The organism is Streptomyces sp. NPDC026206 (assembly GCF_040638465.1).
GTDB lineage: Bacteria > Actinomycetota > Actinomycetes > Streptomycetales > Streptomycetaceae > Streptomyces.
In genome coordinates, this window is record NZ_JBEZYL010000002.1 from 154,203 (window position 1) to 179,137 (window position 24,935).

At 71.9% G+C, this 24,935-nt stretch carries 22 protein-coding genes; 8 read left to right on the forward strand and 14 right to left on the reverse strand.

All coding sequences use genetic code 11. From position 1 onward, the window contains the following. Window positions 1–129: 129 nt before the first annotated feature. Entirely contained in the window at window positions 130–2,604 is a 2,475-nt protein-coding gene (locus tag AB0F13_RS04180; protein ID WP_362074848.1) for an excinuclease ABC subunit UvrA, read from the reverse strand. Window positions 2,605–2,693: 89 nt separating this feature from the next. Here AB0F13_RS04180 and AB0F13_RS04185 point away from each other — a divergent pair, with 89 nt between their 5' ends. From AB0F13_RS04185 to AB0F13_RS04195, 3 genes are read left to right on the forward strand one after another with little or no spacing between them, the layout of a single operon-like run. Beyond that, window positions 2,694–3,272, forward strand: coding sequence for a PadR family transcriptional regulator (locus AB0F13_RS04185; protein WP_362074851.1), 579 nt, complete (start codon window positions 2,694–2,696; stop codon window positions 3,270–3,272). 2 nt (window positions 3,273–3,274) lie between these two features. Then, complete coding sequence (locus AB0F13_RS04190; protein WP_362074854.1) at window positions 3,275–4,246, forward strand: ATP-binding cassette domain-containing protein; 972 nt, start codon at window positions 3,275–3,277, stop codon at window positions 4,244–4,246. A 16-nt stretch (window positions 4,247–4,262) separates the two neighbouring features. Further along, window positions 4,263–5,018 carry an ABC transporter permease gene (locus AB0F13_RS04195; protein ID WP_362074857.1) on the forward strand — a complete coding sequence of 252 codons (756 nt, stop codon included), beginning with the start codon at window positions 4,263–4,265 and terminating at the stop codon, window positions 5,016–5,018. A 77-nt stretch (window positions 5,019–5,095) separates the two neighbouring features. Here the strand turns inward: AB0F13_RS04195 and AB0F13_RS04200 are convergent, their stop codons facing one another. Genes AB0F13_RS04200 through AB0F13_RS04230 form a run of 7 tightly spaced genes read right to left on the reverse strand, consistent with a single transcriptional unit; the run spans window position 5,096 to window position 12,861 of the window. After that, window positions 5,096–6,367, reverse strand: coding sequence for an AMP-binding protein (locus AB0F13_RS04200; protein ID WP_362074860.1), 1,272 nt, complete (start codon window positions 6,365–6,367; stop codon window positions 5,096–5,098). Further along, window positions 6,348–7,331 carry an aldo/keto reductase family protein gene (locus AB0F13_RS04205; RefSeq protein WP_362074863.1) on the reverse strand — a complete coding sequence of 328 codons (984 nt, stop codon included), beginning with the start codon at window positions 7,329–7,331 and terminating at the stop codon, window positions 6,348–6,350. The genes AB0F13_RS04200 and AB0F13_RS04205 overlap by 20 nt, the downstream gene beginning before the upstream one ends. Window positions 7,332–7,338: 7 nt before the next feature. After that, entirely contained in the window at window positions 7,339–8,829 is a 1,491-nt protein-coding gene (locus tag AB0F13_RS04210; protein ID WP_362074866.1) for an FAD-dependent monooxygenase, read from the reverse strand. 9 nt (window positions 8,830–8,838) lie between these two features. Continuing rightward, a complete protein-coding gene (locus AB0F13_RS04215) occupies window positions 8,839–10,020 on the reverse strand; it encodes a nucleotide disphospho-sugar-binding domain-containing protein (RefSeq protein WP_362074869.1) in 1,182 nt (393 codons plus the stop codon). Window positions 10,021–10,035: 15 nt separating this feature from the next. Continuing rightward, the gene (locus tag AB0F13_RS04220) at window positions 10,036–11,061 is read right to left on the reverse strand and encodes a methyltransferase (RefSeq protein ID WP_362074872.1); all 1,026 of its coding nucleotides are present in this window, start codon (window positions 11,059–11,061) and stop codon (window positions 10,036–10,038) included. 1 nt (window position 11,062) lies between these two features. Next, window positions 11,063–11,824 carry an SDR family oxidoreductase gene (locus AB0F13_RS04225; RefSeq protein ID WP_362074875.1) on the reverse strand — a complete coding sequence of 254 codons (762 nt, stop codon included), beginning with the start codon at window positions 11,822–11,824 and terminating at the stop codon, window positions 11,063–11,065. An 8-nt stretch (window positions 11,825–11,832) separates the two neighbouring features. Further along, a complete protein-coding gene (locus AB0F13_RS04230) occupies window positions 11,833–12,861 on the reverse strand; it encodes a class I SAM-dependent methyltransferase (RefSeq protein ID WP_362074878.1) in 1,029 nt (342 codons plus the stop codon). Between the two features lie 481 nt (window positions 12,862–13,342). Here AB0F13_RS04230 and AB0F13_RS04235 point away from each other — a divergent pair, with 481 nt between their 5' ends. Then, a complete protein-coding gene (locus AB0F13_RS04235) occupies window positions 13,343–14,245 on the forward strand; it encodes an AfsR/SARP family transcriptional regulator (protein ID WP_362074881.1) in 903 nt (300 codons plus the stop codon). 15 nt (window positions 14,246–14,260) lie between these two features. On the opposite strand, the gene AB0F13_RS04240 is transcribed toward AB0F13_RS04235, so the two are convergent. Beyond that, on the reverse strand, window positions 14,261–15,013 hold the full coding sequence (locus AB0F13_RS04240) for a TylF/MycF/NovP-related O-methyltransferase (RefSeq protein ID WP_362074884.1): 753 nt from the start codon (window positions 15,011–15,013) through the stop codon (window positions 14,261–14,263). Window positions 15,014–15,205: 192 nt separating this feature from the next. Here AB0F13_RS04240 and AB0F13_RS04245 point away from each other — a divergent pair, with 192 nt between their 5' ends. Genes AB0F13_RS04245 through AB0F13_RS04260 form a run of 4 tightly spaced genes read left to right on the forward strand, consistent with a single transcriptional unit; the run spans window position 15,206 to window position 19,750 of the window. Continuing rightward, window positions 15,206–16,273: a glucose-1-phosphate thymidylyltransferase gene (locus tag AB0F13_RS04245; RefSeq protein WP_362074887.1), complete on the forward strand. Its 1,068-nt coding sequence runs from the start codon at window positions 15,206–15,208 to the stop codon at window positions 16,271–16,273. Continuing rightward, window positions 16,270–17,250 (forward strand): dTDP-glucose 4,6-dehydratase, encoded by a 981-nt coding sequence (gene rfbB, locus AB0F13_RS04250; protein ID WP_362074890.1) that lies wholly within the window; start codon window positions 16,270–16,272, stop codon window positions 17,248–17,250. The genes AB0F13_RS04245 and rfbB overlap by 4 nt, the downstream gene beginning before the upstream one ends. Further along, entirely contained in the window at window positions 17,247–18,515 is a 1,269-nt protein-coding gene (locus AB0F13_RS04255) for a beta-ketoacyl-[acyl-carrier-protein] synthase family protein (protein ID WP_362074893.1), read from the forward strand. Before rfbB ends, AB0F13_RS04255 begins: the two co-directional genes overlap by 4 nt. Next, window positions 18,512–19,750 carry a ketosynthase chain-length factor gene (locus AB0F13_RS04260; protein ID WP_362074896.1) on the forward strand — a complete coding sequence of 413 codons (1,239 nt, stop codon included), beginning with the start codon at window positions 18,512–18,514 and terminating at the stop codon, window positions 19,748–19,750. Before AB0F13_RS04255 ends, AB0F13_RS04260 begins: the two co-directional genes overlap by 4 nt. A gap of 92 nt (window positions 19,751–19,842) precedes the next feature. Here the strand turns inward: AB0F13_RS04260 and AB0F13_RS04265 are convergent, their stop codons facing one another. From AB0F13_RS04265 to AB0F13_RS04285, 5 genes are all read right to left on the reverse strand, one after another. Beyond that, window positions 19,843–20,271, reverse strand: coding sequence for a nuclear transport factor 2 family protein (locus AB0F13_RS04265; protein ID WP_362074899.1), 429 nt, complete (start codon window positions 20,269–20,271; stop codon window positions 19,843–19,845). Between the two features lie 34 nt (window positions 20,272–20,305). Next, window positions 20,306–21,592: an FAD-dependent monooxygenase gene (locus tag AB0F13_RS04270; protein ID WP_362074902.1), complete on the reverse strand. Its 1,287-nt coding sequence runs from the start codon at window positions 21,590–21,592 to the stop codon at window positions 20,306–20,308. Between the two features lie 80 nt (window positions 21,593–21,672). Further along, window positions 21,673–22,428, reverse strand: coding sequence for an NAD-dependent epimerase/dehydratase family protein (locus AB0F13_RS04275; protein ID WP_362074905.1), 756 nt, complete (start codon window positions 22,426–22,428; stop codon window positions 21,673–21,675). Window positions 22,429–22,437: 9 nt separating this feature from the next. After that, the gene (locus AB0F13_RS04280) at window positions 22,438–23,418 is read right to left on the reverse strand and encodes a Gfo/Idh/MocA family oxidoreductase (protein ID WP_362074908.1); all 981 of its coding nucleotides are present in this window, start codon (window positions 23,416–23,418) and stop codon (window positions 22,438–22,440) included. After that, a complete protein-coding gene (locus AB0F13_RS04285) occupies window positions 23,406–24,791 on the reverse strand; it encodes an NDP-hexose 2,3-dehydratase family protein (protein WP_362074911.1) in 1,386 nt (461 codons plus the stop codon). Before AB0F13_RS04285 ends, AB0F13_RS04280 begins: the two co-directional genes overlap by 13 nt. Between the last annotated feature and the right edge of the window lie 144 nt (window positions 24,792–24,935).

Here is a 24,935-nt window from a genome sequence, read left to right on the forward strand (position 1 = left end):
GGCCGGCCGGGCGAGCAACCCCCGGTGTGCCGCCCTCGGTGGTCCCGGCGTACGGGGACGATCCCTCTTGAGCGGGATCGTCCCCGGCGTGGCTCGACAATCGCTCGAAGCGTGCTGGACGGCCGGTGCTCAGCCCGTGACGAGGGGCCGCAGGTACTCCGCGGTGACGCCCGGGCCCGCCGCGATCACCGCGGGCGGCCCCTCGTTGATGAGCTTTCCCCCCTTGTCGCCGGCGCCCGGCCCCATGTCGATGATCCAGTCGGCGCAGGCGGCGACGTGCAGGTCGTGCTCGGCGATGACGACCGAATTGCCCTGCGCCAGCAGGGTGTCGAACGCGTCGACCATGCGCTGCACATCAAAGGGGTGCAGGCCGGTGACCGGTTCGTCGAGGAGCACCAGGCCACGGCTGCGGGCCCCGCTGCCCAGCAGCATCGCGTTGGCCAGCTTCAGGCGCTGCGCCTCGCCCCCGGAGAGCTCGGTGCCGCTCTGGCCGAGCTGGAGGTAGCCCAGCCCCGCCCGCTGGGTGGCGCGCAGGGTGGCCGCGAGGCCCCCGGGTTCGGTGAAGAACTCGGCCGCCTCGTCCACCGTCATGCTCAGCACCTCGTCGACGGCCTTGCCGCGGTAGGTGACCGCGAGCAGTTCCGGGGTGAAGCGGCGTCCCTCGCAGACGTCGCACTCGACCCACATGTCCGGCATGAAGTGCATGTCCACCTGGCGCCTGCCGTATCCCGCGCAGGTCTCGCAGCGGCCGCCGGGGGAGTTGAACGAGAACGCACCGGCCCCCAGCCCGAGGCTCCTGGCCCGCGGGGTGGCGGCGTAGAGCTTGCGGATCGCGTCGAACGCCTTGGTGTATGTGGCGGGGTTGGAGCGCGGGGTGCGGCCGATGGGGTCCTGGTCGACGACCGTCACCCAGTCCAGCGCGCCGGCGCCCTCGATGCGGGTGACCGCCTGCGGGGGCTTCCCGCGCAGCGTGGCGTCCAGGCCCGCCCCGAGGGCCTCGTGCAACAGGCTGCTCTTGCCGCTGCCGCTGACCCCGGTGATGCAGGTGAGCGTGTTGAGGGGGATGTCGACCCGCTCCAGCTGGACGTTGTGCACATCGACGCCGATCAGGCCGAGCCGGGGCGCGGCGGAGGGGTCGGACCGGCGGGGACGCCGCACCCGGGGGCCGCGCCCGGCGAGGTAGGCGCCGGTGACCGACTGCTCGTTGCGGCTGAGCTCCGCCGTGGGGACGGACGCCACGAGCGTGCCGCCCTCGCGCCCGGCTCCCGGGCCGAGGTCCACCACCCAGTCGGCGAGCGCAATGAGTTCGGGGTCGTGCTCCACGAGCAGCACGGTGTTGCCGGCGTCGCGCAGGTCGGTGAGGATCTCGCGGAGCGGGTGCTTGTCGGCGGGGTGCAGCCCCGCGCTCGGCTCGTCCAGGACGAAGATGATGCCGGTCAGGTCGAGGTTGAGCTGTGAGGTGATCCGCGCCCGCTGGAGCTCTCCGCCGGACATCGACGGAGCGGTGCGGGTGACCTGCAGGTGCCCCAGGCCCAGCTCGACCATCAGCCGCACCCGCCGGGCGAGGTCGGGCAGGAGGTTGTCGGCCACCTGCCGCTGCATCGGGGTGAGCGTGGCGTCGATCGTGCCCACCCAGTCCCGGAGTTCCTCGATGGGCAGCCGGATGACCTCGGGATAGGTCCGGCCGCCGAGTTTGAGGGTGCGGGCGACGTGACCGAAGCCGCTGCCGTCGCAGGCGGGGCAGTCCGCGCTGCGCATGAACTGCGCGTAGTGCTCCTTGGCCGAGTCGGTGCCCGCGGCGTCGTACAGCCGGGAGACCTCCGAGATCGCTCCCTTCAGCGGCACGCTGCGCTCGATGGTGGCTTCGGACTCCGACTTCTTGTGCTTGGTCGTGATCGTGAAGGTGACCGCTTCGTCGCCCGTTCCGTGCAGCACGGCGTGCCGGAACGCCTCGGGCAGTTCGCGCCAGGGCAGGCCGAGGTCCGCGCCGTGGCGCTCGGCGAGGGCGGGAACGGCCAGTAATTCGCCGGAGTTGGCCCGGTCGAACCAGGGTGCGCCGCCCGCGAGCAGCGGCAGGTCGGGCCGGGTGACGATCCTGTCCTGGTCCGGGGTCACCGTCACGCCCATGCCGCCGCACTGCTTGCAGCGGCCTTCCATGCTGTACCGGTCGAAGTAGGCGCTGGTCAGCCCGCGCAGCTCGGGGAACTCCACGGCCTCGGGGCCCAGCGCCGGCATGCGGGCGAACAGCAGCCCGAGGAAGTCGTTCAGCCCGGTGATGCTGCCCAGTGTGGACCGCGGGCTGCGGTTGAGCCTGCGCTGGTCGACGGCGAGGGTCACGCCCAGGCCGCTGATGCGGTCGACCTGGGGGCGGTCCTTGGGGGAGATGAACTGGCGGAAGAACGGCGAGATGCCGTTGAGGTACCGCAGCTGGGCCTCCGCGTGGACGGTGTCGATGGCCAGCGAGGTCTTGCCGCTGCCGCTGACGCCGGTGAAGGCGACGATCTTGTTCTTGGGGAAGGTGACGCTGACGTTCCGGAGGTTGTGCGTGTTGGCTCCGACGACCTCGATGACGTCGTCGCCGGGCGTGTCCGTCTGGTGACTCACCGCTGCTCCTTCGGTGGCTGTTGCCCGCCTTGAGACTTGACTCGGGATATTACTCTCACGATACTAGCGTCGTGAATCTGACTCGACTTATGGCCCTTGGCACTCTGCAGAACGTGGGACCGCTGCACGGTCACGAAATCCGGCGCATCGCGGATGTGACGAGCGTCAGCAGTTGGGGAGGCGTCAGTGCGGGCGCGCTCTACCGCGAGCTGCGGACGATGGACGAAGGGGGGCTCATCCGCTCCATCCGCACCGAGCAGGTCGGCAGGCGACCGGCGCGCACGGTGTACGAGATCACCACCGACGGCGAGGCGGAGCTGCGCGCCCTGCGCGAGCAGGCCGTCACCCAGGTGCACCACGGCACCGATCCCTTCGGCGTCGCCCTGCTGTTCACCCGCACCACCGAACTGCCGACCCTGCGCGACCTGCTCAAGCGTCGCCGCGTCGCCGTCCGGACCGTGCGGGACGACATCGCCGCCGAGTGCGCGAGGCTCCAGAAGGACGGCGTGATCGGTGCGCTGGACGCGGTGATGTTCCGGCGCAGGGTGATGCAGCTCGACGCGGAGCTGGCGTGGCAGGACGAGCTCGACAAGACCATCGAGGAGTCGGCCGCGTCCGACGCCTCCGGCGCGCACACCACCGACCAGACAGCGGAGGCTTCCCAGTGAGCATGATCGATGTCCGAGGACTGGCCCGCACCTTCCAGGCGGCGCACGGAGAGGTGAACGCCGTCCGCGGGGTCGACTTCACCGTCGGCGAGGGAGAGATCGTCGGCTTCCTCGGCCCCAACGGCGCCGGCAAGACCACCACGCTGCGCATGCTGACGACCCTGCTGCGGCCGACCGCCGGAACCGCCACGGTCGCCGGCCACGACCTGCTCGCCGACCCCGTCGGCGTCCGCAGGCGCATCGGCTACGTCGCGCAGGGCGGCGGCGCCAACCCCGCCGAGGTCGTGGCCAACGAACTGATGCTCCAGGCCAGGCTGTACGGGCTGTCCAAGGACCGGGCGCGCACCCGGATCGAGGACCTGGCCGGCCGGCTGGGCCTGGACGGCCTGGAGAGCCGCCTGGTCGGCAGCCTGTCCGGCGGCCAGCGGCGACGGCTGGACATCGCGCTCGGCCTGGTCCACCAGCCGCCGCTGATCTTCCTGGACGAGCCCAGCACCGGACTCGACCCGACCAGCCGCAACAACCTGTGGCAGCACATCCGCGGACTGCGCGACGAGCTCGGCGCCACCGTCTTCCTCAGCACCCACTACCTGGACGAGGCCGACGCGCTGTGCGACCGGATCCTCATCATGGACCGGGGCACCATCCTCGTCGAGGACAGCCCGCAGGAGCTCAAGGGCCGGGTCTCCGGGGACGCGGTGACCCTGGAGGTCGCCGAGGCGGGCGTGGGCGACGCCACGGCCGTCGTCGAGGCCCTTCCCTCGGCCCGTTCCGTCACCGTCGGCGGGAACACCATCCGGTTCCGGACCGAACACAGCAGCCGGACCATGGTGGACATCATGCGGGCCCTGGAGGCCCGGGCCGTCGAGACGGTGTCCCTCCAGGTCGACCGGCCGACGCTCGACGACGTCTTCCTCACCCTCACCGGGCAGCCGGCCGAAGAGGCCCGGGCCGCCACGCCCAGCACCGTCTGACCAGGGAGCAGCCGCCATGCAGACCCTCCGCGAGACGTTACTCGTCTTCGACAACCAGCTCCGCTTCACCTTCCGCTACAAGATCACCATCGTGATGGGCATGGTCCAGCCCGTCCTGTACCTCCTTCTCTTCGGCCCGCTCCTCACCAAGCTCGGCGGCATGGGAGGCGCCTCCAACACCTGGCAGACCTTCGTCCCCGGCGTGCTGGTCTACCTGGCGCTGTTCGGCGCCGGATTCTGCGGCTTCGGCATCATCTCCGACGTGCGCTCGGGCGTCATCGAGCGGCTGCGCGTCACGCCGGTCAGCCGCTTCGCCCTGCTCATGGGGCGCGTCACCCGCGAAGTCACGATCCTGCTGGTGCAGTCCGTCATCATCATCGCCGTGGGCCTGCTGCTCGGCCTGCGCGCGAACGTCCTCGGCATCCTGGCCGCCGTCGTCCTGGTCGTCCTGCTGGGCATCGCGCTCGCGTCGCTGTCCCTGTCGCTGGGCGTGGCGCTGAAGTCCGAGGACCAGTTCGCGCCGCTGCTCACCTCGGCCGCGCTGCCCATCATGCTGCTGGCCGGCATCCTGCTGCCCATGGACCTGGCACCGACCTGGCTGGACATCCTGTCGCGGCTCAACCCGCTGCGCTACATCGTGGACGCCATCCGCGAGTTGTTCGCCAACCAGTTCACCACCTGGGTGGTCCTGGAGGGAACGGTGGTCGCGGCCGCCCTCGCCGCGGTGTGCGTCTTCATCGGCATCAGGACGTTCGCCCGGGAGAACGCCTGATCCCCGCGCAGGACCGGTAACCGCCGCAGGAGCGTCCCGTCCGGGGCGCTCCTGCGGCGTACAGCGGGCGGGCCGGGTCACCCCGGCGCGCGGCCGCACAGGTAGAGGTAGCCCTCGCGGTCCAGCCGGCCGAGGTCGCCCGAGCGCAGCCAGCCCCGGCACACCGCCCGCGAAGTGGCCCCGGCGTCCCTCCAGTAGCCGCTCATCATGTGCGGCGCCCGGATCCGGACCTCGCCCACCTCGCCGGCGCGAAGGCCGCGGCCGTCCGGCCCGCAGATCCTGATCCCGACGTCCGGCAGCCCCTGCCCGACGGACGCCAGCAGTTCGGGGCGCCCGTCGGCGGCGGCCAGGTGGTCCTCCTGCCGCAGCAGGGTGATGGCACGGATCTCGCTGCTGACGTAGTTCTGCGACAGGACCGGGCCGAAGGCGTCGACGGCCCGCCGCAGGCTGTCGGGGGAGATCGGGGCGTTGCCGTACGGCAGATACCGCAGGCTCGACACGTCGGTGCGGGTGAGGTCCTCGTGGGCGACGAGCCGTTCCAGCTGCCCCGACAACAGGTACACGCTGGCGATGCGTTCCGATTCCACGGCGGCCAGCACCCGGGCCGGGTCGAAGTCGTCCATCAGCATCATGGTGCAGCCCGCCCTGAGCAGCATGAGCGCGACCTCGCCCGCGTTGTCCGCCAGGGGGCCGGCCACCAGGGACGTCACCCCCTCGGCAAAGTCGCCCAGCTCGCCCTCCTGCGGGCGGCGCCAGGTGACGTTCATGCCGGAGAAACGGTGCACCGCGCCCCGCCGGCGGCCGGTCGTGCCGCGCGAGTAGACCAGGAGCGCGACGTCCTGTTCACGGGCGCGCGGCTCCATGGCCGCACCGGACTCGGTGCCGGCCAGCGCGAGCAGGTCGCAGCCGGCCGGCCCGGCCCCCAGCGTCAGCATGCCCGGCACCGGCTCCGGCAGCGCCGCGGCACCCCTGCGGTCCACGACGAACACCGCGGGCCTGGCCTCGGCGAGCACCTGACGGCAGGTGACCACGTCCCCGGGCGTGGTGACGTTCAGCGCCGTGAACCGGCAGCCCAGCAGGTGAGCGGCCAGGCGCAGGGACACCAGCTCCGGCGGGTTGGCGGTCAGGGCGACGACGCCGTCGCGGCGGCCGAGCCCCGTCCCGTCCAGGGCGCGGGCGATGCGGTAGCTCTCCTCCAGCAGCTGGTCGAACGTGACGCGCCGGTCGCCCGCCCGCAGCGCGGTCCTCGCGCCCCAGCGCCGCAGCCCGGCGAACAGTTCGGCCGCATAACGGGCCGGTGCCCCGGTGTCCACGCGGCCCTCCTCCGGTTCACGCGTCGGCAGGGTCATGGACCACCACGGGACCCAGGATCTCGTCCATACGGCTCACCACGGCGGGGTCGAGCTTCACCCCGGAGGCCGCGGCGTTCTCGCTCACCTGCCCGGCCCGGGACGCGCCGATGACGGCACCCGCGACGTTCGGATGCCGCAGCACCCATGCCAGGGCGAGCTGCGACATGGTCAGCCCCGCCTCGTCGGCGAGGGGGCGCAGGCGCTGGACGCGCCCGAGCACGTCCTCGGTCAGCAACCGCCGCATGAACGCGGCCCGGCCGCCCACCAGTTCGGCGCCGCCCCTCGACCCCTCGGGAGGGGGGCGGCCCGGAAGGTACTTCCCGGTCAGCACGCCCTGGGCCAGGGTGAAGTAGGGGATCTGGCCGATGCCCAGCTCCTGGCAGGCGGGCATCACCCGCGCCTCGGGCTCGCGCCAGAGCGCGGAGTACTGCGGCATGCTGGAGATGAGGTGCACACCCAGTTCCCTCGCCAGGCCCGCCGCCTCACCGATCTGCTCAGCGGTCCACTCCGAGACGCCCATGTAGAGCACCTTGCCCGCGCGCACCAGATCGGCGAAGGCGAGCACGGTCTCCTCCAGCGGCGTCTCCTGGTCGTAGCGGTGCGCCGTGTAGAGGTCGACGTAGTCGGTGCGCAGCCGCCGCAGGGAGGCGTCGATCCCCTCCCTGATGTGCTTGCGGGACAGCCCCGAGCCGTTCGGCCCGTTGCCGGCCGGGAAGAAGACCTTGGTGCAGATCACCACGCTGTCGCGCGGTTCGCCCGCCAGGGCCCTGCCCAGGAGCTCCTCCGAGCGGCCCATCCCGTAGATGTCGGCGGTGTCGAAGGTCGTGATCCCGCTGTCCAGGGCGGTCCGCAGAGCGCCGAGCACCGTCTCGTCCGGTGTGCTGTCGTGCGGATAGAGCAGATTGCCGAAGACGATCTCGCTGATACGCAGCCCGCTGCGTCCCAGGTGCCGGTGTTCCATCCCGCGCCTACCTTCCGTTCTCTTGTCCGAACCACCGGGTCAGCGCCTCGCGCAGCCCGTGTCCGGGTGCGGTCCCGGCCGCCCAGGCCACGTGTCCGTCGGGCCGGATCAGCAGCGCCCGCGCGGGCGCCTCCTCGCGGCGGACGGCCGTCACGACGTCGATCCGGTCCTTCCAGGGCCCGGCGACGGACGCCGGGCCGCCGTCCCCGGTGAGGTCCAGCAGGAACCCGCGCCCGGCGTGCAGCAGCTCGGCGGTCCGCACCTTTGCGCCCCCCACCTCCACTTCGAGGTCCGGCGCGAACAGGCCCTCCAGCGGATGGCCGGCCCCTCGGCCGCCGGCCGGGTCGTAGCGGACGTCCAGCCCGTTGAGCGCGGCCGTCAGGTGCCGGTTGGTGTCCTGCAGCGCCAGCAACTCCTCGAACACCTCCCGCAGCGCGCTCACATGGTGCTCGTCCGGGTTCATCAGCGCGAGCTGCGCCCGTGTGTACAGCAGCACCCGCTGCCCGGTGCTGTGCCGTTCCTCGTGATAGGTGTCCAGCAGCCCCGGCGGCGCCCAGCCGTTGATCTGCGCCGCCAGCTTCCAGCCGAGGTTCATGGCGTCGTGGACCCCGGTGTTGAGGCCCTGGCCGCCGATGGGGAAGTGCACATGGGCGGCGTCCCCGGCCAGGAACACCCGCCCCGACCGGTAGCGTTCGGCCTGCCGGGTGGCGTCGCTGAACCGGGACATCCACGCCACCGGTTCGCTGAAGGCCAGTTCCCGCCCGTGGACCCGGCGCACCGCGGCACGCAGCTCCTCCAGCGTCACCGGTTCGCCGGGCGACGGATGGGGGCGGCCGTACTCCATGACCACGACCCGGCCGGTCCCGCCCTCCGGGGGGAAGGCGAGCACGACCACCCCGTCCGGGGTGCGCTGCCACCGCCGGGGCACGTCCTTCTCGTCGAGCGTGACGTACCCGATGAGGGCGCTCACCGAAGGCGCGAAGCCGGGGAAGCCGATGCCCGCGAGGCGGCGCACGGTGCTCCGGCCGCCGTCGCAGCCCACCAGGTAGGCGGCGCGTACGTCCCGGCCGCCCTCGGGGGTCTCCAGCGTGACGGTCACCCCTTCGGCGTCCTGCCGCAGGCCGGTGACGGTGTGGCCGCGCAGGACCGGTACGCCCAGCCCGGCGGCGTGCGCGCCGAGCAGTTCCTCCGTGCGTGACTGGGGCACCAGCAGGCTGTAGGGGTGGGCGGTGTCCAGCAGCCCGTGGTCGAGGCCGCGGCTGAACATGCCGGCGAACGGAAGCCCGGTGACCGTGTCCATCCCGTCCTTGAACCGCTCCAGCAGGCCGCGGATGTCGAGGCACTCCACCGTGCGGGTGTGCAGCACGCCCGCCCGGTCATGGCCCGCGGGCTCCGTCAGTCTCTCCGCCACCAGCACGCGCACGCCCGCCAGTCGCAGTTCGCAGGCGAGCATCAGGCCGACCGGCCCGCTGCCCGCCACCACCACGTCGTACTCCATGGGGCCTCCTCAGCCGTCGCTCGCCGCGCCCGCACCGGCGGGCAGCCGGTCCTCGATCCGTCCGACCGCCTCGGTCAGCGACGGCATGGCGAGGATCTCCTCGCGCAGCCCGCGCGAGGCCGCCGCGTAGGGCGCCCCGTCCCGGAGCAGCTCCGTCATGGCGGCGCGGATGCCCTCGACGTCCGCGTGCTCGGCCTTGAGCTGGACGCACGCGCCGGCCGCCTCCAGCAGGTCGGAGTTGAGCCGCTGCTCGAACAGGTGCGGGATGGTGAGCTGGGGCACCCCGAAGCGTGCCGCGGACAGGACGGTCGTCGCGCCGCCGTGGTGGATCACGGCGGAGCAGCTCGGCAGCACGGTGTGGATGGGCAGGTCCTGCACGACCCTGGCCCGGGAGCCCACATCGCCCAGCAGCTCACGCTCGGCCGCCGTCACGGCGAGGACGGCCTCCACGTCGAGCCCCGCCAGCGCGTCGAGCACCTTGGGCACCAGGAACATCTCCGGCTGGTCGGTGGCGGTGGAGGTGAAGGTGCCCCAGGTGACCAGGACCCGGGGGCGGGAGGGGGGTTCCAGCACCCAGGGGGGTACCACGCCCGGCCCGTTGTAGGGCACGTACTCCATGGGTACCGACTCCCCGGGGGCGTCGATCCGCAGGCTCGGCGGGGTGGGGTCGACGGCGAGCCGGTCGAAGGCGGCGGGGGCGCTCACGCCGTACAACTCGTAGGTGGGGCCGAGCCGTTCGAGTACGTTGTGGGCGAGCCACTTGCCGGGGTCGGTGCCGTACAGGTCGGGGCCCCAGGCGTGCCGCACGAGCGGCGCGCCGACCACCTCCGCGGCGACGGACGCGGCGAAGGCGACCGGATCGCGCACGATCAGCTGGGGCCGCCAGGAGCCGGCGAACGCGACGAGGTCGGGGGTCATCATCTCCGCGACGCGGTGGAAGATCGTGATGATGGCGTCCCGCGTCCGGTACAGGGCGGGGTCGGTCCCGGCCACGAACTTGCGGTGCAGCTGCGCGAAGTCCAGGTCGGGGCCCACCGGCACGGCGACCAGGCCGGAGGTGAGCACGCTCTCCACCACATGGGGCTGGGCCGCCACCCGAACCTCGTGACCGGCGGAGCGGAACGCCCAGGCCAGGGGGACCATGAACATGTAGTGGGACGGCCAGGCCGCGGTGGTCAGCAGAACACGCATGGCAGACTCCGGGGGTCAGGACGGCTTGGACGCGATCAGGACACGGTCGCCGGTCAGGCTCTCCACGCGCTCGGCCGACTCGAATCGGAAGCCCGCCCGCTCCGCGTAGCCGCGGCACTCCCCGACGGTGTACTCCGAGCCGCCGTCGCGCATGATCGAGCAGTTCAGGCTCTGCAGCAGGGAGACGGCGTCGTCCCGCTCGTCGTCGATCATCGCGTCGTAGACGACGACGATCCCGCCCGGGCCGACCGCGGCGTACACGCGACGCAGGAGCTCCTCGCGGGCGGCCGGCGGCCAGTCGTGCAGCACATGGCCGAGGATCACGACGTCGGACGCGGGAAGCGGGTCGGCGAAGAAGTCGCCCGCGGTGAAGGAGACCTTCGACGCGGTACCCAGGGCCGCCATGTGCTCGTCGAACAGCGGCTCGACCTGCGGCAGGTCGAAGACGCCGCCGCGCAGATGCCCGTGCACCCGGACCAGGTGCGCGGCCACATTGCCGCGCGCGCCGCCCACGTCGAGGAACGTGGTGTGGCGGGACCAGTCCACGCACCGGTCGAGCTCGTGGGCGACGAAGCTGTTGAAGGCGTCCATGTGCCCCATCAGCCGGCGGACGTTGTCCAGGTTCTCGAAGTCCTTGCGGAAGTCCTGCTGGACCTTGACGGGCTCGTTCTTGAGCACGTCGGTCAGCGACGCCCACGAGCGGTAGTGCAGCCGGGCGTGCTGGGCGATGCTCCCGCCCAGGTACCGCGGGCCGCCGGGCACCAGGAACTCGGCCGCCTCCGGGTGGTTGGAGTAGTGGCCGCCCTTCCTCTCCAGCAGGCCGAGGCCGGCCAGCGCGTCGAGGAAGTCGGCCCCGGGCCGCGGCCGCAGGCCCAGCCGCTCGTGGATCGCCGCGGCGGTGGCCGGCCCCTCGGCCAGCAGCTCGAACAGGCCGAGCTCCACGGCGCTCTGCAGCACCTTCGCCTGGAAGTAGGCGGTGTTCAGCCGCAGGATCGATCGTGCCACCGACGCCGGGCCGGGGGACTGGGTGAGCATCGTCATGTCATGCCTTTCCGTGGGAGTGCGCCGGCGGCCCGTCGAGGTATCTGTCGATGACCGTCCGGTAGTAGTCCGCGCCGAACGCGGGGCGAGCGGAGTCGGGCAGGAGGGCGAGCAGCTTCCCGTTGGAGGCCGGGCGGGCGTCCTCGGCGCTCACGAACTGCCGTGCGGCCACGGTGCCGAGCCGCCTCTCCAGGTGGCCGATGATCTTCTCTATGGGCACGGCGAACCCGGAGGCGACATTGACCACTTCCCGCGAGACGCCCTTGGCCAGCAGCGCGTCGATGACCGTCACGACGTCGAGGACGTGGATCAGGTCCCGCCTGGCGCCACGGTGGACGCGGACCGTGCCCGAGCGGATCTGTGCCACGAGGGAGGGAACGAGCTGGTGCCGCCGCTGTTCCCGGCCGACGGTGTGCGCCAGGCGCAGCACCAGGACGTCCGCTCCCGAGGACTTCAGGACGCCCTCCATCGCCAGCTTGTGCCGGCCGTAGGGGGAGCTGGGGAAGACCGGCCCGTCCTCGCGGCCACGGTGGTCGCGGGTGCCGTACATCCCGCTCGCGCAGGTCGAGAAGTACACCAGCCTCCTGCCCTCGCCCCCGCAGCGGTCCAGCACCCGGTAGAGCAGGCCGGCCTCCCGCGCGAACTCCGCGTCGCAGGTGCTCTGCGCGCTCGACACACCCGCCGCGAAGACGACGGTCGTGGGGTGGGCGTGCGCGAGAGGGGCGAGGCTCCGGGCGAGGAAACCGTGCCCGACGATCTCCATGACACCTCTCAGAGCCGGTCGGCGATCAGCACGCGCAGCGGGTTGTGCGGCAGGGTGTAGAGCTTCGGCCGGGCGAATCCGGCGGACGCCACCATGTCCTCGTACGCGGAGACGGGGTGCACCTGGCCCTCGGAGGTCCAGGCCAGCATCAGCGCGGAGAACAGATGCGGGACCGGGTCGTGGCGGGGGTGGCCGTCGCTCGTGCTGATGGCGATGGCCACGAGCTTCCCGCCGGGCCTGACGGCCTCCGCCACCCTGGCCAGCAGCAGCCCGGCGCGCCCGGCGGAGAAGTGGTGCAGGACGTTGGCGACGACGACCACGTCGTACGGGCCCTCCAGCGGCACGTCGAACATGTCGCCGGCGATGAAGTGGGCGCGCTCGCGCACCCCGAGCCGCTCCGCGTTGGCCTCGGTCACCGCCAGCACGTTCGGCCAGTCCAGCGACCAGACGTGGGCGCGCGGCTCCCGCCCGGCGAGGGTGTAGCCGTACAGTCCGTGGCCGCAGGCGACGTCGAGCACCTTCAGCTCGCCCTGCTCCCCGGGCCACGGCAGCAGCTTGTCCGCGACGAGTGCGGCGATCGGCGGGGTGTTGAGCGTGCCCAGCGCCGCGAAGTCCTCCCAGAAGGCGTACGAGGGGCTCTCGGCGTTCTCCTCCATCACCGTGCCGCCCGAACGCACCGCGTCCGCCAGCCGTTTGATCGCGTCCCACTCGTAGTCGCTGGCGGCCAGGCGAACGGCGTGTCCGTAGTAGTCGGGATGGGTGGTGACCAGTGTGCTCTCGGCGCCCGGCGCGAGCAGGAAGCGGTCACCGTCGGTCTCCAGCAGGCCGGTCGCGGCCAGCGCGTTGAGCAGGATCCGGGTGCCCCGCGGGTCGGCACCGCAGGATGCGGCGACCGCCTCCGGGGCGGCGGGCCCGCCGGCGAGGGCGTCGAAGACCTTGAGCTCGACGCCGGCGCGGAGGATGCCCGTCCTGCGCACCGACGACATCATGGTGAGCAGGTCCTGGCGGGTGACGGCTGGTGCTCGGTCCTCGGTCATGGTTCTCCCGGCGTGAGAGTGTGCGCTGCCAGTTCGCTTCCGGATCATGTGGCCGGCGACTGGGAATCCGCTTGAGCGGCGCTGGAGGCGCGGGGCGGCGCGCACGTCACGAGGCAAGAGTGACGTAAGTCACGTTGTGAGGGCCGAGCGGAGGGAAGAGTTCACCGTCTGTGATGCGTGCGCGGATCCCACTTTCGGCCACGGTTCGATTTCGTCAGGTCAGGGAAGGCCGCGAGTGTCTGACGCCCCTTCAGGGGCGGCCACTCTTCGTGGCCGGGCGGCACGGTGGCTCCTGTGGCGCACCGGGTGGCCGGCCGCGGGCCATCTCTGCGTTCATCAGGGGTTTTTGCTTGTTACGCATATGACAACGGCCCTTCGGGGAGAAAGGATTACGCCGTTCCGAACCGTCCTTGACGCTTGAAACTAATCTCATGACACTAGCCTCAGGATTCCAGCGACGACCGAAACTGGGGGCCCTGAATTGATCAACGGCCACTGCACGGAGCGCATAAAGATCCAGGTACTGGGTTCACTGAAGCTGGCGACTTCCGAGCATCACAACATCGTCGATGAACTCACCGCACCGAAACCCCGCAAGATCATTGCCCTGCTCGCGATGCAGGCCAATCACGTCGTACCGACAGCGGCGATGGCCCGGGAACTGTGGGGCGACAATCCTCCCGCGAGCGTACAGACCACTCTGCAGACCTATGTCCTGCAGGTGCGCAGGTTACTCAGCCGCGCCTCGGGCCTCTCCTCCCGCGAGATCGCCCGGCGCATCCTGGTCACCAAGTTCGGCGGATACCAGCTCAATCTTCGCCACGGCGATATGGATGTCCACGAATTCGACCGGCTGGCCGCCGAGGGCCGGCAGGCACTGGCCGACGGACACGACGAGGCGGCCGCGCGCCTTCTGACCGAAGCCCTCGCACTGTGGAGCGGGCCGCCCCTGGTCGACATTCAGGCGGGACCGCTGCTGGAAGCGGAGATCCGGCGCCTGGAGGAGAACCGGCTGACCGCCCTCATGCAGCGCGTCGACGCCAAACTCCGGCTCGCCCTGCACCACGAACTGCCCGGAGAACTCGCCGGCCTGGCCGCCCAATACCCGATGAACGAGAACCTGCACGCCCAGTACATGCTCTCCCTCTACCGCTGCGGCCGCTGTCCCGACGCCCTGGAGGTGTTCCGGCGACTGCGCGAACACCTGGTCGGCGAGCTGGGGCTGGAACCCTCACTGCGGATCCAGGGCCTCCATCGCGCGATGCTCACCGCCGACCCGGCCCTGGACCACGGGGCCGACTTCACCGACGGAAACCTCCTGCTCGACCGGTTCGGCGCAGCGCCCGCCGCACCACGACCGTGGGTGCCCCGGCGCGCCAGCTGATCCCTTCCCTCCGGTTCACGCCGTCCTGCGCCAGTAGACCCCGCAGGTGTCGATGGCCTCGATCCGCTCGTCCACGCCGTGCCGGCTCCGGTAGTCGTGCACGGCCTTCCTGCACGGTTCGATGTTGTAGTCGTCGATGATGACGAATCCCCCGGCCGACAGCCGGGGATACAGATGCGTCAGGGCGTCCGTCGTCGACTCGTAGAGGTCCCCGTCCAGACGCAGCACGGCCAGCGGACCGGTGGGGGCGGCGGGCAGCGTCTGGCTGAACCAGCCCTCCAGGAACCGGACCTGGTCGTCCAGGAGCCGGTAGCGCGAGAAATTCTCCGCCACCTCCGCACGGGAAACCTTCAGGACGGAGTTGATGCGGTGAAGCGCCATCTCCTGATCAAGAGGATGACTCCGGTCGTTCACCACGGGAACGCCCTCGAAGGAATCGGCCACCCATACCCGGCGGTCCCGCACCCCGTACGCCTGAAGAACGGCACGCATCAAAATGCACACGCCACCGCGCCATACGCCGGTCTCGATGAGATCCCCCGGGACGCCGTCCTCCAGGACGCGTTCGACACAGGATCGGACATTCGCCAGACGCTTGAGGCCGACCATTGTATGGGCCGAAGTGGGCAGGTCCAGGCCCATGGACCGGCTGTTCGTGTCGTAACCGTCGAGATCGCCGTACCACCCGACGGGAGCGTCCTCGTGGATGACGCCGGCGAGCACCCGCTCCATGAGATCCAGATAGAGCTCGCCATCCCTTGAGACCATGCTGCCTCCTCGGCGCAGAAATTCTCCGGCGCAACGGAACCAGAACGCTAGGCGCCCGTACTCAAAATTCGCTCGAGCGTCCCGCCGTCCCCATTCGGATTCGAGTTCCGCTCGACCTGTCCTGTGGTGAGCGCGCGATACGAAGGGAGTGACGTGCCCACCCGGACCGTGCGACGGGAAAGAGGGATTCCATTGAAGGCTCTGGTTCTGGCCGGAGGCATGGGTACACGGCTGCGCCCGCTCACCCACGCCATGCCCAAGCAGCTGGTGCCCATTGCGAACAAGCCGGTGCTGTTCCACGGCCTGGAAAGCATCCGCCGGGCCGGCATCACCGAGGTCGGCGTCATCGTCGGGGACTGGCACAAGGAGATCGAGGACGCCGCGGGGGACGGCACGGCGTTCGGACTGCGGATCACCTACATCCACCAGGAGGCCCCCTTCGGCCTGGCCCACTGCGTGGTGCTCGGGCGGGAATTCCTGGCGGACGACGACTTCGTGATGTACCTCGGGGACAACGTCTTCGGCGACGGCATCCACGAGATGGCCGACGCCTTCCGCCGCGACCGGCCGGCCGCACAGGTGGCCGTCACCGCGGTCGACTCCCCCCAGGAGTACGGCATCGCCGAGACGGGCCCGGACGGGCGCGTGGTCAGGCTCCAGGAGAAGCCCCGCCGGCCGAGGAGCAACCTCGCGGTGACCGGGGCCTACTTCTTCTCGCCGCTCATCCACGAGGCCGTGCTGGACATCGAGCCGAGCTGGCGCGGCGAGTGGGAGATCACCGACGCCATCCAGCTCCTGGTCGAGCGGGACCAGGACGTACGGGCGGTGGCGTTCTCCGGCTGGTGGAAGGACACCGGGCGCATCGAGGACATCCTCGACTGCAACCGGCGCCTGCTGGACGTGGCCCAGACCTCCGTCCGGGGAACCGTCGACGCGGCGAGCACCCTGCTGGGGCCGGTCGTGGTCGAGCCCGGCGCCCGCATCGTGCGCTCCCACCTGAGGGGACCGCTGATCGTCGGCGCGGACTCCGTGGTGCAGGACAGCTACGTGGGCCCCCACACCTCGCTCGGCGCCGGCTGCGCGCTGACCGACGCGGGCGTCTCCCACTCGATCCTGCTCGACGGCGCCTCGGTCAGCGACGTCAACGGCATCCACGGATCGGTCATCGGCCGCTCGGCCCGGGTGGGAGTGTCACCGGAGGGCGCCGGACGGCACCGGCTGGTCGTCGGCGACGACACCGAACTCGAAGTCATCGCATGAGGCTCCTGGTCACCGGCGGCGCCGGTTTCATCGGATCCCACTACGTACGCCGCCTGCTGTCGGGGGCCTGCCCCGGCCACGAGGAAACGTACGTCACCGTCCTGGACAAGCTGACCTACGCCGGCAACACCGCCAACCTGCCGATGGACCACCCCCGTCTGACGCTGGTCCGCGGCGACGTGTGCGACCGGCGGCTGCTGCTCGACACCCTTCCCGGGCACGACGCCGTCGTGCACTTCGCCGCCGAGTCCCACGTCGACCGCTCGATCCACGACGCCTCCGTCTTCGCCCGGACCAACGTCGTCGGCACGCAGAACCTCCTGGACAGCTGCCTGCACACCGGCGTACGGAAGGTGGTGCACGTCTCCACCGACGAGGTCTACGGCTCCATCGGCGAAGGCTCCTGGACCGAGGACCACCCGCTGCTGCCGAACTCCCCCTACGCCGCGTCCAAGGCCGGCGCCGACCTCATGGCGCGCGCCTACTGGCGCACCCACGGACTCGACGTGTCCGTCACCCGCTGCTCCAACAACTACGGCCCCTACCAGCACCCGGAGAAGATGATCCCGCGGTTCGTCACCAACCTGCTGGACGGGCGGGACGTGCCCCTCTACGGGGACGGGCGCCACATGCGCGAATGGCTGCACGTGGACGATCACTGCCGGGCCGTCCAGCTCGTCCTGGACAAGGGGGAGCCCGGCGCCCGCTACAACATCGGCGGCCTGGAGCTGTCCAACGAGGAACTGACCCGCAGGCTCCTGCGGTTGTGCGGCGCCGACTGGAGCCGGGTGCGCCCGGTGGCGGACCGCAAGGGGCACGACCGGCGGTACTCCGTCGACGACACCCGCATCCGCGACGAACTCGGCTTCGAACCCCGCGTCCCGCTCGACGAGGGGCTGGCCGGGGCCGTCCGCTGGTACCGCGACAACAGGGCGTGGTGGGAGCCGCTGACGCACACCGACGGGGAGGCAGGATGAGCAGGAGGGTCGTCATCACCGGCATGGGCCTGGTCGCCCCCGGCGGCACGGGGACCAAGGCGTTCTGGGAACTCATCACCTCCGGCCGTACGGCGACCCGGCCCATCTCCTTCTTCGACGCCTCGCCGTTCCGCTCCAGGGTGGCCGCCGAGTGCGACTTCGACCCGGTCCTGCACGGTCTGACCCCCCAGGAGACCAGGCGCATGGACCGGGCCGCGCAGTTCGCGGTCGTCGCCACCGACGAGGCGGTCGCCGACGCCGTGCTGGAGCCCGACCAGGTGGACCCCACCCGCGTCGGCGTCTGCGTCGGCAGTGCCGTCGGCTGCACCACGAGCCTGGAACGCGAGTACGCGACGGTCAGCGACGGCGGCCGCTCCTGGCTCGTCGACCACACCTATGCGGTACCGCACCTGTACGGCTACCTCGTGCCGAGCTCGATGGCGGTCGAAGTGGCCTGGCGGGTGAACGCCGAGGGCCCGGTGACGGTCGTCTCGACGGGGTGCACCTCGGGGCTGGACTCGGTGGCCCACGCCCGCGAGCTGATCGCCGAGGGCAGCGCCGACGTGATGGTCGCCGGCGCGACCGACGCACCGATCTCACCCATCACGGTGGCCTGCTTCGACGCCATCAAGGCCACCACCCCGCGCAACGACGACCCCGAACACGCCTCGCGCCCCTTCGACGCCACCCGCAACGGCTTCGTCCTGGGCGAGGGCTCGGCGATGTTCGTGCTGGAGGAGTACGAGCACGCCGCACGGCGCGGCGCCACCGGCTACGCCGAGATCACCGGATTCGCCACCCGCTGCAACGCCTTCCACATGACCGGCCTGCGGCCCGACGGCAAGGAGATGGCCGAGGCGATCCGCCTGGCGCTGGCCGAGGGCGGCACCGCCCCCACCGCCATCGACTACGTCAACGCCCACGGCTCGGGAACCGTGCAGAACGACCGGCACGAGACGGCAGCGTTCAAGGCCGCCCTCGGTGCGCACGCGTACGCCACGCCCGTCAGTTCCATCAAGTCGATGGTCGGCCACTCGCTCGGCGCCATCGGGGCGATCGAGATCGCCGCGTGCGCGCTCGCCATCCGGCACGGAATCATCCCGCCGACCGCCAACCTGCGCGAGAGCGACCCGGATTGCGACCTGGACTACGTGCCGCTGCGGGCCCGCCGCAAGGACCTGGAGACGGTGCTCAGCGTCGGCAGCGGATTCGGCGGGTTCCAGAGCGCCATGGTGCTGGCACGCCCCCGGGAGCGTGCGGCATGAGGCCCGCCGCCGTCACGGGCATCGGCATCCTCGCCCCCAACGGCGCGGGGCTCGACGCGTACTGGGCCGCCACCCTGCGCGGCACGAGCGGGCTCGGGCGGATCACCCGGTTCGACCCCGGGCCGTACCCGGTCCGGCTGGCAGGGGAGATCACCGGCTTCGACGTGTCCGCCCGGCTGTCCAACCGCCTGATCCCGCAGACCGACGTGGTCACCCGGCTGTCCCTGGTGGCCACCGACTGGGCCCTGGCCGACGCCGCCCTGGACCCGGCCGGGATGCCCGGCTACGACATGGGGGTGGTCACGGCCGGCACCGCGGGCGGCTTCGAGTTCGGCCAGCGCGAACTGGAGAACCTGTGGTCCAAGGGCGCCGGCTACGTCAGCGCCTACCAGTCCTTCGCCTGGTTCTACGCCGTCAACACCGGCCAGATCTCCATCCGGCACGGCATGCGCGGGCCCGGCGCGGTCGTGGTGGCCGACGGGGCCGGCGGCCTCGACGCGCTGGCCCAGGCCCGCCGGCTGATCCACAAGGGCACCCCTGTCGTGGTCGGCGGGGCGGTCGACGGTTCGCTGTGCCCGTGGAGCTGGACCGCCCAGCTCACCGGCGGGCGGCTCAGCACCCGGGACGACCCCGGCGACGCCTACCTCCCCTTCGACGACCGTGCCTGCGGCCACGTCCCGGGGGAGGGCGGCGCGATCCTGGTGATCGAGGACGAGCACACCGCCCGCGCCCGCGGCGCCCGCGTCCACGGCCTCCTCGCCGGATACGGCACCGCCTTCGACCCCCGGCCGGGCTCTGGGCGCGAAGGAGGCCTGCGCCGGGCCGTGCTCCAGGCGCTCGACCAGGCCGCCTGGGACGCCGGGGACGTCGACGTGGTCCTCGCCGACGCGGCGGGCACGCCCGAGCTGGACCGGGCCGAAGCGGACGCCCTCGCCGCCGTGTTCGGCCCCCGCGGGGTGCCCGTCACGGCCCCCAAGACCATGACGGGACGGCTGGGGGCCGGCAGCGGGCCGCTGGACGTGGCGACCGCCCTGCTGGCGCTGCGCGACCAGGTGATCCCGCCGACCGTGAACGTGCGCCGGCCGGCCGGCGCCTACCGGATCGATCTGGTCACCGCCCCCAGGGAGACCCCCCTCAGGCGTGCCCTGGTGCTCGCCCGCGGCCAGGGCGGGTTCAACTCCGCGGTGGCCGTGTCGGCCCCGGCCGGCGCGCCGGCGCCCACCACGTCCGGGTGAGCAGCCAAAAGAGGCACCGGGGAAACAGCCACCACGGCCCGGTACCCGCCCGACAGGCGGATCCCGGGCCGTCGACGTGACCGGCCGCCCGCTCAGGCACCGTCACGCGTGACGCACCGGGTCCGCACCTGCCACTCGGACCCCACCGTCACCAGCACGTCCTCGCAGACACAGGAACGGTGCAGGCGCGGGTCGCCGCCGCGAGGGGTGAGCACGACCAGGGCGTAGCAGCGGACGTGCACGGTGCCGTCGTCGCGGGCGCTGATGTCGAGCATCCCGTGCCAGTGCCGGTGGGTCTCGCCCGCGGCCGTGTGACCGGCGAACGCCCGGCGGGCCCCCTCGGCCAGCTCGGCGCGGCCCCGGCTCGGCCCGGGCCTGCCCGGCAGGGCGAAGGTGCCGTCCTCGGTGAAGGTACGCGCCCAGCCCTCGGCGTCGCCCGAGTCCAGTAGCTGCATGTGCCGGGCGTAGAACTGCTCGATCTCGGCGCGGAGCCGCTCCTGCGGCGGTGTCGCGAGAGCCATGTCGTGGCTTCCTTTCGTCGGCGGGAACCCGGGCCTACGGGGCGACGGGAAGAACGGGGGTGAACAGGTCGGAGCGCACGCGTGCCCGGGGGCTGCCGTGGGCGATACGCCGGGTGATCCTCGATCCGAGCGGCGTGTGCTGGACGAGCGCGGCCAGCCGGGGACGCACGGCACGGGCCACCCTGCCCTGCGAGAGCATGGCCTTGGCCTGCATCGTCTGCATCTTCATCACCTGCTCGACGTCGCGGGAGCGGGGCACCGCGTAGGCGTTCAGGCGCCCTGCGCGGACGTCGCCCGCGTGCAGGGCGTCGACGAGGACGGGGTGCAGCAGGGCCGCGTCCTGGATCGCGAGGTTGATGCCCTGGGCCCCGAGCGGGCTGTGGGTGTGCGCGCTGTCGCCGATCAGCACCAGGCCGTCGCGCACCCACTCGCGCGCCCTGCCCGCGAAGACGTCGAGCAGGGTGAAGTCGGTGAGGGCACCGATCCGTTCCCGGATCAGGCCGGCGTAGCCGGGGACCGCCCGGCAGATCTCCGCCTTGACGTGGTCGATGCCGCGTTCGGCGAGCGCCGCGTACCCCTTGTGCGGAAGCGTCCAGCCCAGCTGTACGGAGCCGGGGAACGAGGGGTAGACCAGGACCGGGCTGCCGGCCGCACGGAAGACGCGGACCTCGCGTCCGGGTGCGCCGGCCCAGGGCAGCTTGAACCACAGCACGTCGAAGTCGAACACGTCGTGCCGGTCGCTACCGATCCCCGCCAGCCGCCGCGTCTTGGAGAAGCGGCCGTCGGCGCCGACCACGCACCGGGCCCGCACGGTGCGGCGCCGGCCCCGGCCGTCGGCCACCGCGCCCCGCACGGCGCCCCCCTCCTCGACCAGCGAGGTCACCCTGTACCCCGACAGGGCGCGGAAGCCGTCGAACGTACGGCACCTGCCGAGCAGTTCCTCCAGCACGTGCCGCTGGGGGATGCTGAGCATCGAGCGGTGCGGCGTGGGCAGCGACGCGTAGTCGATGTCGAGCAGTACCCGGTCCCGTTCCACGAGCTGGAACCGGTCCAGGGCGTAGCCGCCGCGGGCGGCGGCGGGCGCGAGCACGCCGAGCTGGTCGAGCAGCGCCAGCCCGCCGGGCTGCAGGATCTCGCCGCGGTACGCGCGCTCCAGCGACGCGGAACGCTCGATCAGGGTCACCCGGACGCCGGAGCGGAGCAGGAGCAGCGCGAGGGTCAGCCCCGCGGGCCCGCCGCCGACGACGCAGACGTCGGTGGAGGAGGTTTCGGTGGCGGCGTTCGCATCGGTTGAACCGGTGGAATCCGTGGAGGCGACCATCCCGTTGGCTCCCGGTAGTGAGGTCATATCGAGTGAGGTGGGTGCTGCCGTGCTGGCCACCCAGGGCGTACGGGCCCGGCTCAGGGCCGGCCGGAGGGCGGCACGGCGGCCAGGTAGGCGTCGATCACATGCCGGTAGTAGCCGGGGCCGAAGCCCAGCTCCGCCGCCGCGGGCACCAGCCGCCGGAGCCGGTCCGTGCAGACCGGGTCCTGGGGCGGCACATCGGTCACCTCATGGTCCGCCGCGACCGCGAGCCGCCTCTCGATGTGAGCGACGATGTCCTCCACGGGAACGGCCCAGCCGGAGGCGACGTTGACCACCTCGCGGGAGACGCCCCGGCGCAGCAGCGCGCCGATGAGCGTCACCGCGTGGCCCACGTCGATCAGGTCACGGCGCGCCCCCCGGTGGATCCGCACCCGGCCCCGCCGGACCTGCCCGACCAGCGAGGGGAGGAACTGGTGGGGACGCTGTGCGGCCCCCACGGGATAGGCGAGCCTGAGGATCAGATGGTCCGCGCCCGAGTTCCTGATGACCTCCTCCATGGCCAGCTTGTGCCTGCCGTAGGGCGAGGCCGGGCGGACGGGGCCGTCCTCCCGCCCGGCGCGCCGCTGGATGCCGTACATGCCCGCGGACGCCGTGGAGAAGTACAGGAGTTGCCGCCCGGTCCGGCGGCAGCACTCGACGGTGTCGTAGAGCAGCGTGGCCTCCCGCGTGAACTCGGCGTGGTCGGCGCCGTCGCCGCTGGAGACCCCGGCGGCGAAGGCGACCGCCTCCGGGTGGGCATCGGCGATGGTCCGGATGCTCCGCGCCAGGAAGCCGAGGCCGACGATGCGCATGGTGGGCTCCTATGCGGGGTGGGGGCCTGCGGCGGCCGCCAGTCGGATCCGCTCCAGCAGGACCGCCTGGCGGACGATGTCCTCCCCGTGCCCGGTGAAGTCGCCGCCGCGCAGAGCGGTGGTGGCGAAGGCGGTGACGAGGTTGGCGAAGTGGTCGTCGGCCGGCAGCGTCAGCTCCTCGGTGCGGTCCTGCCGGTCGACGCGGACCACGGGCCGCACCGTGGGCGGGGGCGTGAACGCGCGGTCCAGCGTGATGGTCCCCTCGCTGCCGCGCAGGGTGTACCGGCTCCGGTAGTGATGGACCATCCCGAAGGAGACCTGTGCCGTCATCGGCCCCGCGCTCAGCAGCGCCGCGCCCGAGACGTCCACCCCGGTGACCGGGTCCTCCACGAGGACCGCGCCCGCCGGCGACAGCCCGGGGCCGCAGTAGTGCCGGGCCGCCCGCACGGTGTAGCTGCCGAGGTCGAACAGGGCGCCGCCGCCCAGGTCGGGGCGGTGGCGGATGTCGCCCGCAGGGAGCGGGGGAATGGTGAACTCGGCACTGAACATGCGGGGTTCGCCGATGCGCCCCTCGGCGACCAGTTCGCCCACGGCCCGGTGGACGCGGTGATGAAGGAACATGAAGCCCTCCATCAGCAGCAGCCCGCGCTTCTCGCTGAGTTCGACGAGCTCCCGGGCGGTCCCGGCCGCCGTGGTGAGCGGCTTCTCCGCCAGAACGTGCTTGCCCGCCTCCAGCGCCCGCGCGATCCACTCGGCCCGCAGCCCCGCCGGGAGGGGAATGTAGACGGCGTCGATGCCGGGCCGCTCCAGCAGCGCCTGGTAGCCGGTGACCGCCTCGCACCCGAAGGCGGCCGCGAAGCGTGCCGCCTTCTCGCCCGTACGGCTGGCGACCGCGCGGAGCCGGACCGAGGGGTCGGCCGACAGTGCGGGCAGCGTCTTGCGCCAGGCGATGCCGGCGCAGCCGAGCACGGCGACGTTCAGCTGGTCCATGACGGTTCCCGTCCCCACAGCGACTGCAGACAGGACACCAGCGTGCGGGCCTCCACGTCGAAGTGGTTGCTGAATCCGATGAACCGCTTGACCTGGGACAGCGTCAGCCAGCGGTACTCCTGCGGCACCTCCCGGGGGAAGGACGCGTCCGCCTCGACGATGAGGTAGCGGTTGGCGCGCTCGTGGAACCGGCCGCCCTCCTCCGACAGCACCGCCGAGTAGCGGACGCGGTCGGCGGGCGCGGAGAGCACGTAGTCCAGGAAGGGCGGCGGCTGCGGCAGGTCGGTGCAGCCGTCCGTCACGCACTGCACGGTCGGCGCCAGCTCGGTGACGTCGAACGTGCCGGGCTGCGACAGGCCCTGGACGAGGACCTGCGGCGCGCCGCCGGACCACCGGATGACGAACGCGGCGAGCCCCTGCCGCTGCGCGGCCAGGAGCGGCTGCGTCCAGCTCGTCACCTCGCGGTTCCCCGCGAGCACGGAGACGGCGAGGACCCGCAGGTGACGCCCCCGGACGTGGGCGATCTCCTCGGGGGTGCGCCGCCAGTCGCGGACCTCGGACAGCGGGATCCGCTTCACCTCGCGCTCGCGGCGGGTCTTGAGCCCGGCGAGCCAGCTGAGGAGCTCGGTGTCGGTGTGCGGGGCCGTGGCGTCGTCCCCGTCCGCCGGGGGGAACGGGAGCGAGGACAGCACGGTGCGGGCGTCCATGTTGACGAGGTTGTCGACCGCGAGGAGCCGGTGGATCTCCCCCAGGGTCAGCCAGCGGTAGTCGTCGTGCTCCTCGATGTCACCGGTGATCTCGACGACCATGTTGCGGTTGCGCTTGCGCAGGAAGCTGTCGCCCTGCTCGGACTGCAGGACGTCCGTCAGCACCGTGCCGCGCCGCGGCCTCACGAAGTACTCGACGTAGCGGGTGGCCCGGCCCCGGTGCACTCCGGTGTAGTTGCTGCGGGTCGCCTGGACCGTGGGGCCGAGCTGGAACAGGCCGATGTTGCCGGGCTCCATCTTGGCCTGCATGAGGAAGTGCGGTACGCCCCCGATGTCCTTGACGAGGATGCCGAGGATGCCGGTCTCGGGCTGGTTGATGACCGGCTGCGACCAGACGGGGCCGTCGTCCTCGCGGACGCTCAGGCCCTCCACCGAGAAGAAGCGCCCGGTGTCGTGCACCAGATTGCCGGTGTCCGGCTCGAACGCCCACTTCTGCAGCCGGTCGAAGGGGATGCGCCGGACCTCGAACGTGCCGGCGCGCCGCCGTTCGGACAGCCAGCCGGGTACCTCGTCCGCCCTGTCGCCGGCCAGCGCCGACCGCGCCAGCCGGCAGGCGTGCTGATCGTAGGACCGCGCCCGTGCGGTGCGTGCCGCTGCCTGAGTCATCGCTACACCTTGTCCGGTGGACGTGTTGAGGAGCTCAGGCTTTCCCCGCCGGGTCGAACCGTGCTCGAAGCAGGCTGGAGCACGCCGTTCCACGACGGCTCGAGCCGTGCTCCAGCCGGGACGGCGAGCCTCGGCACCTGACAT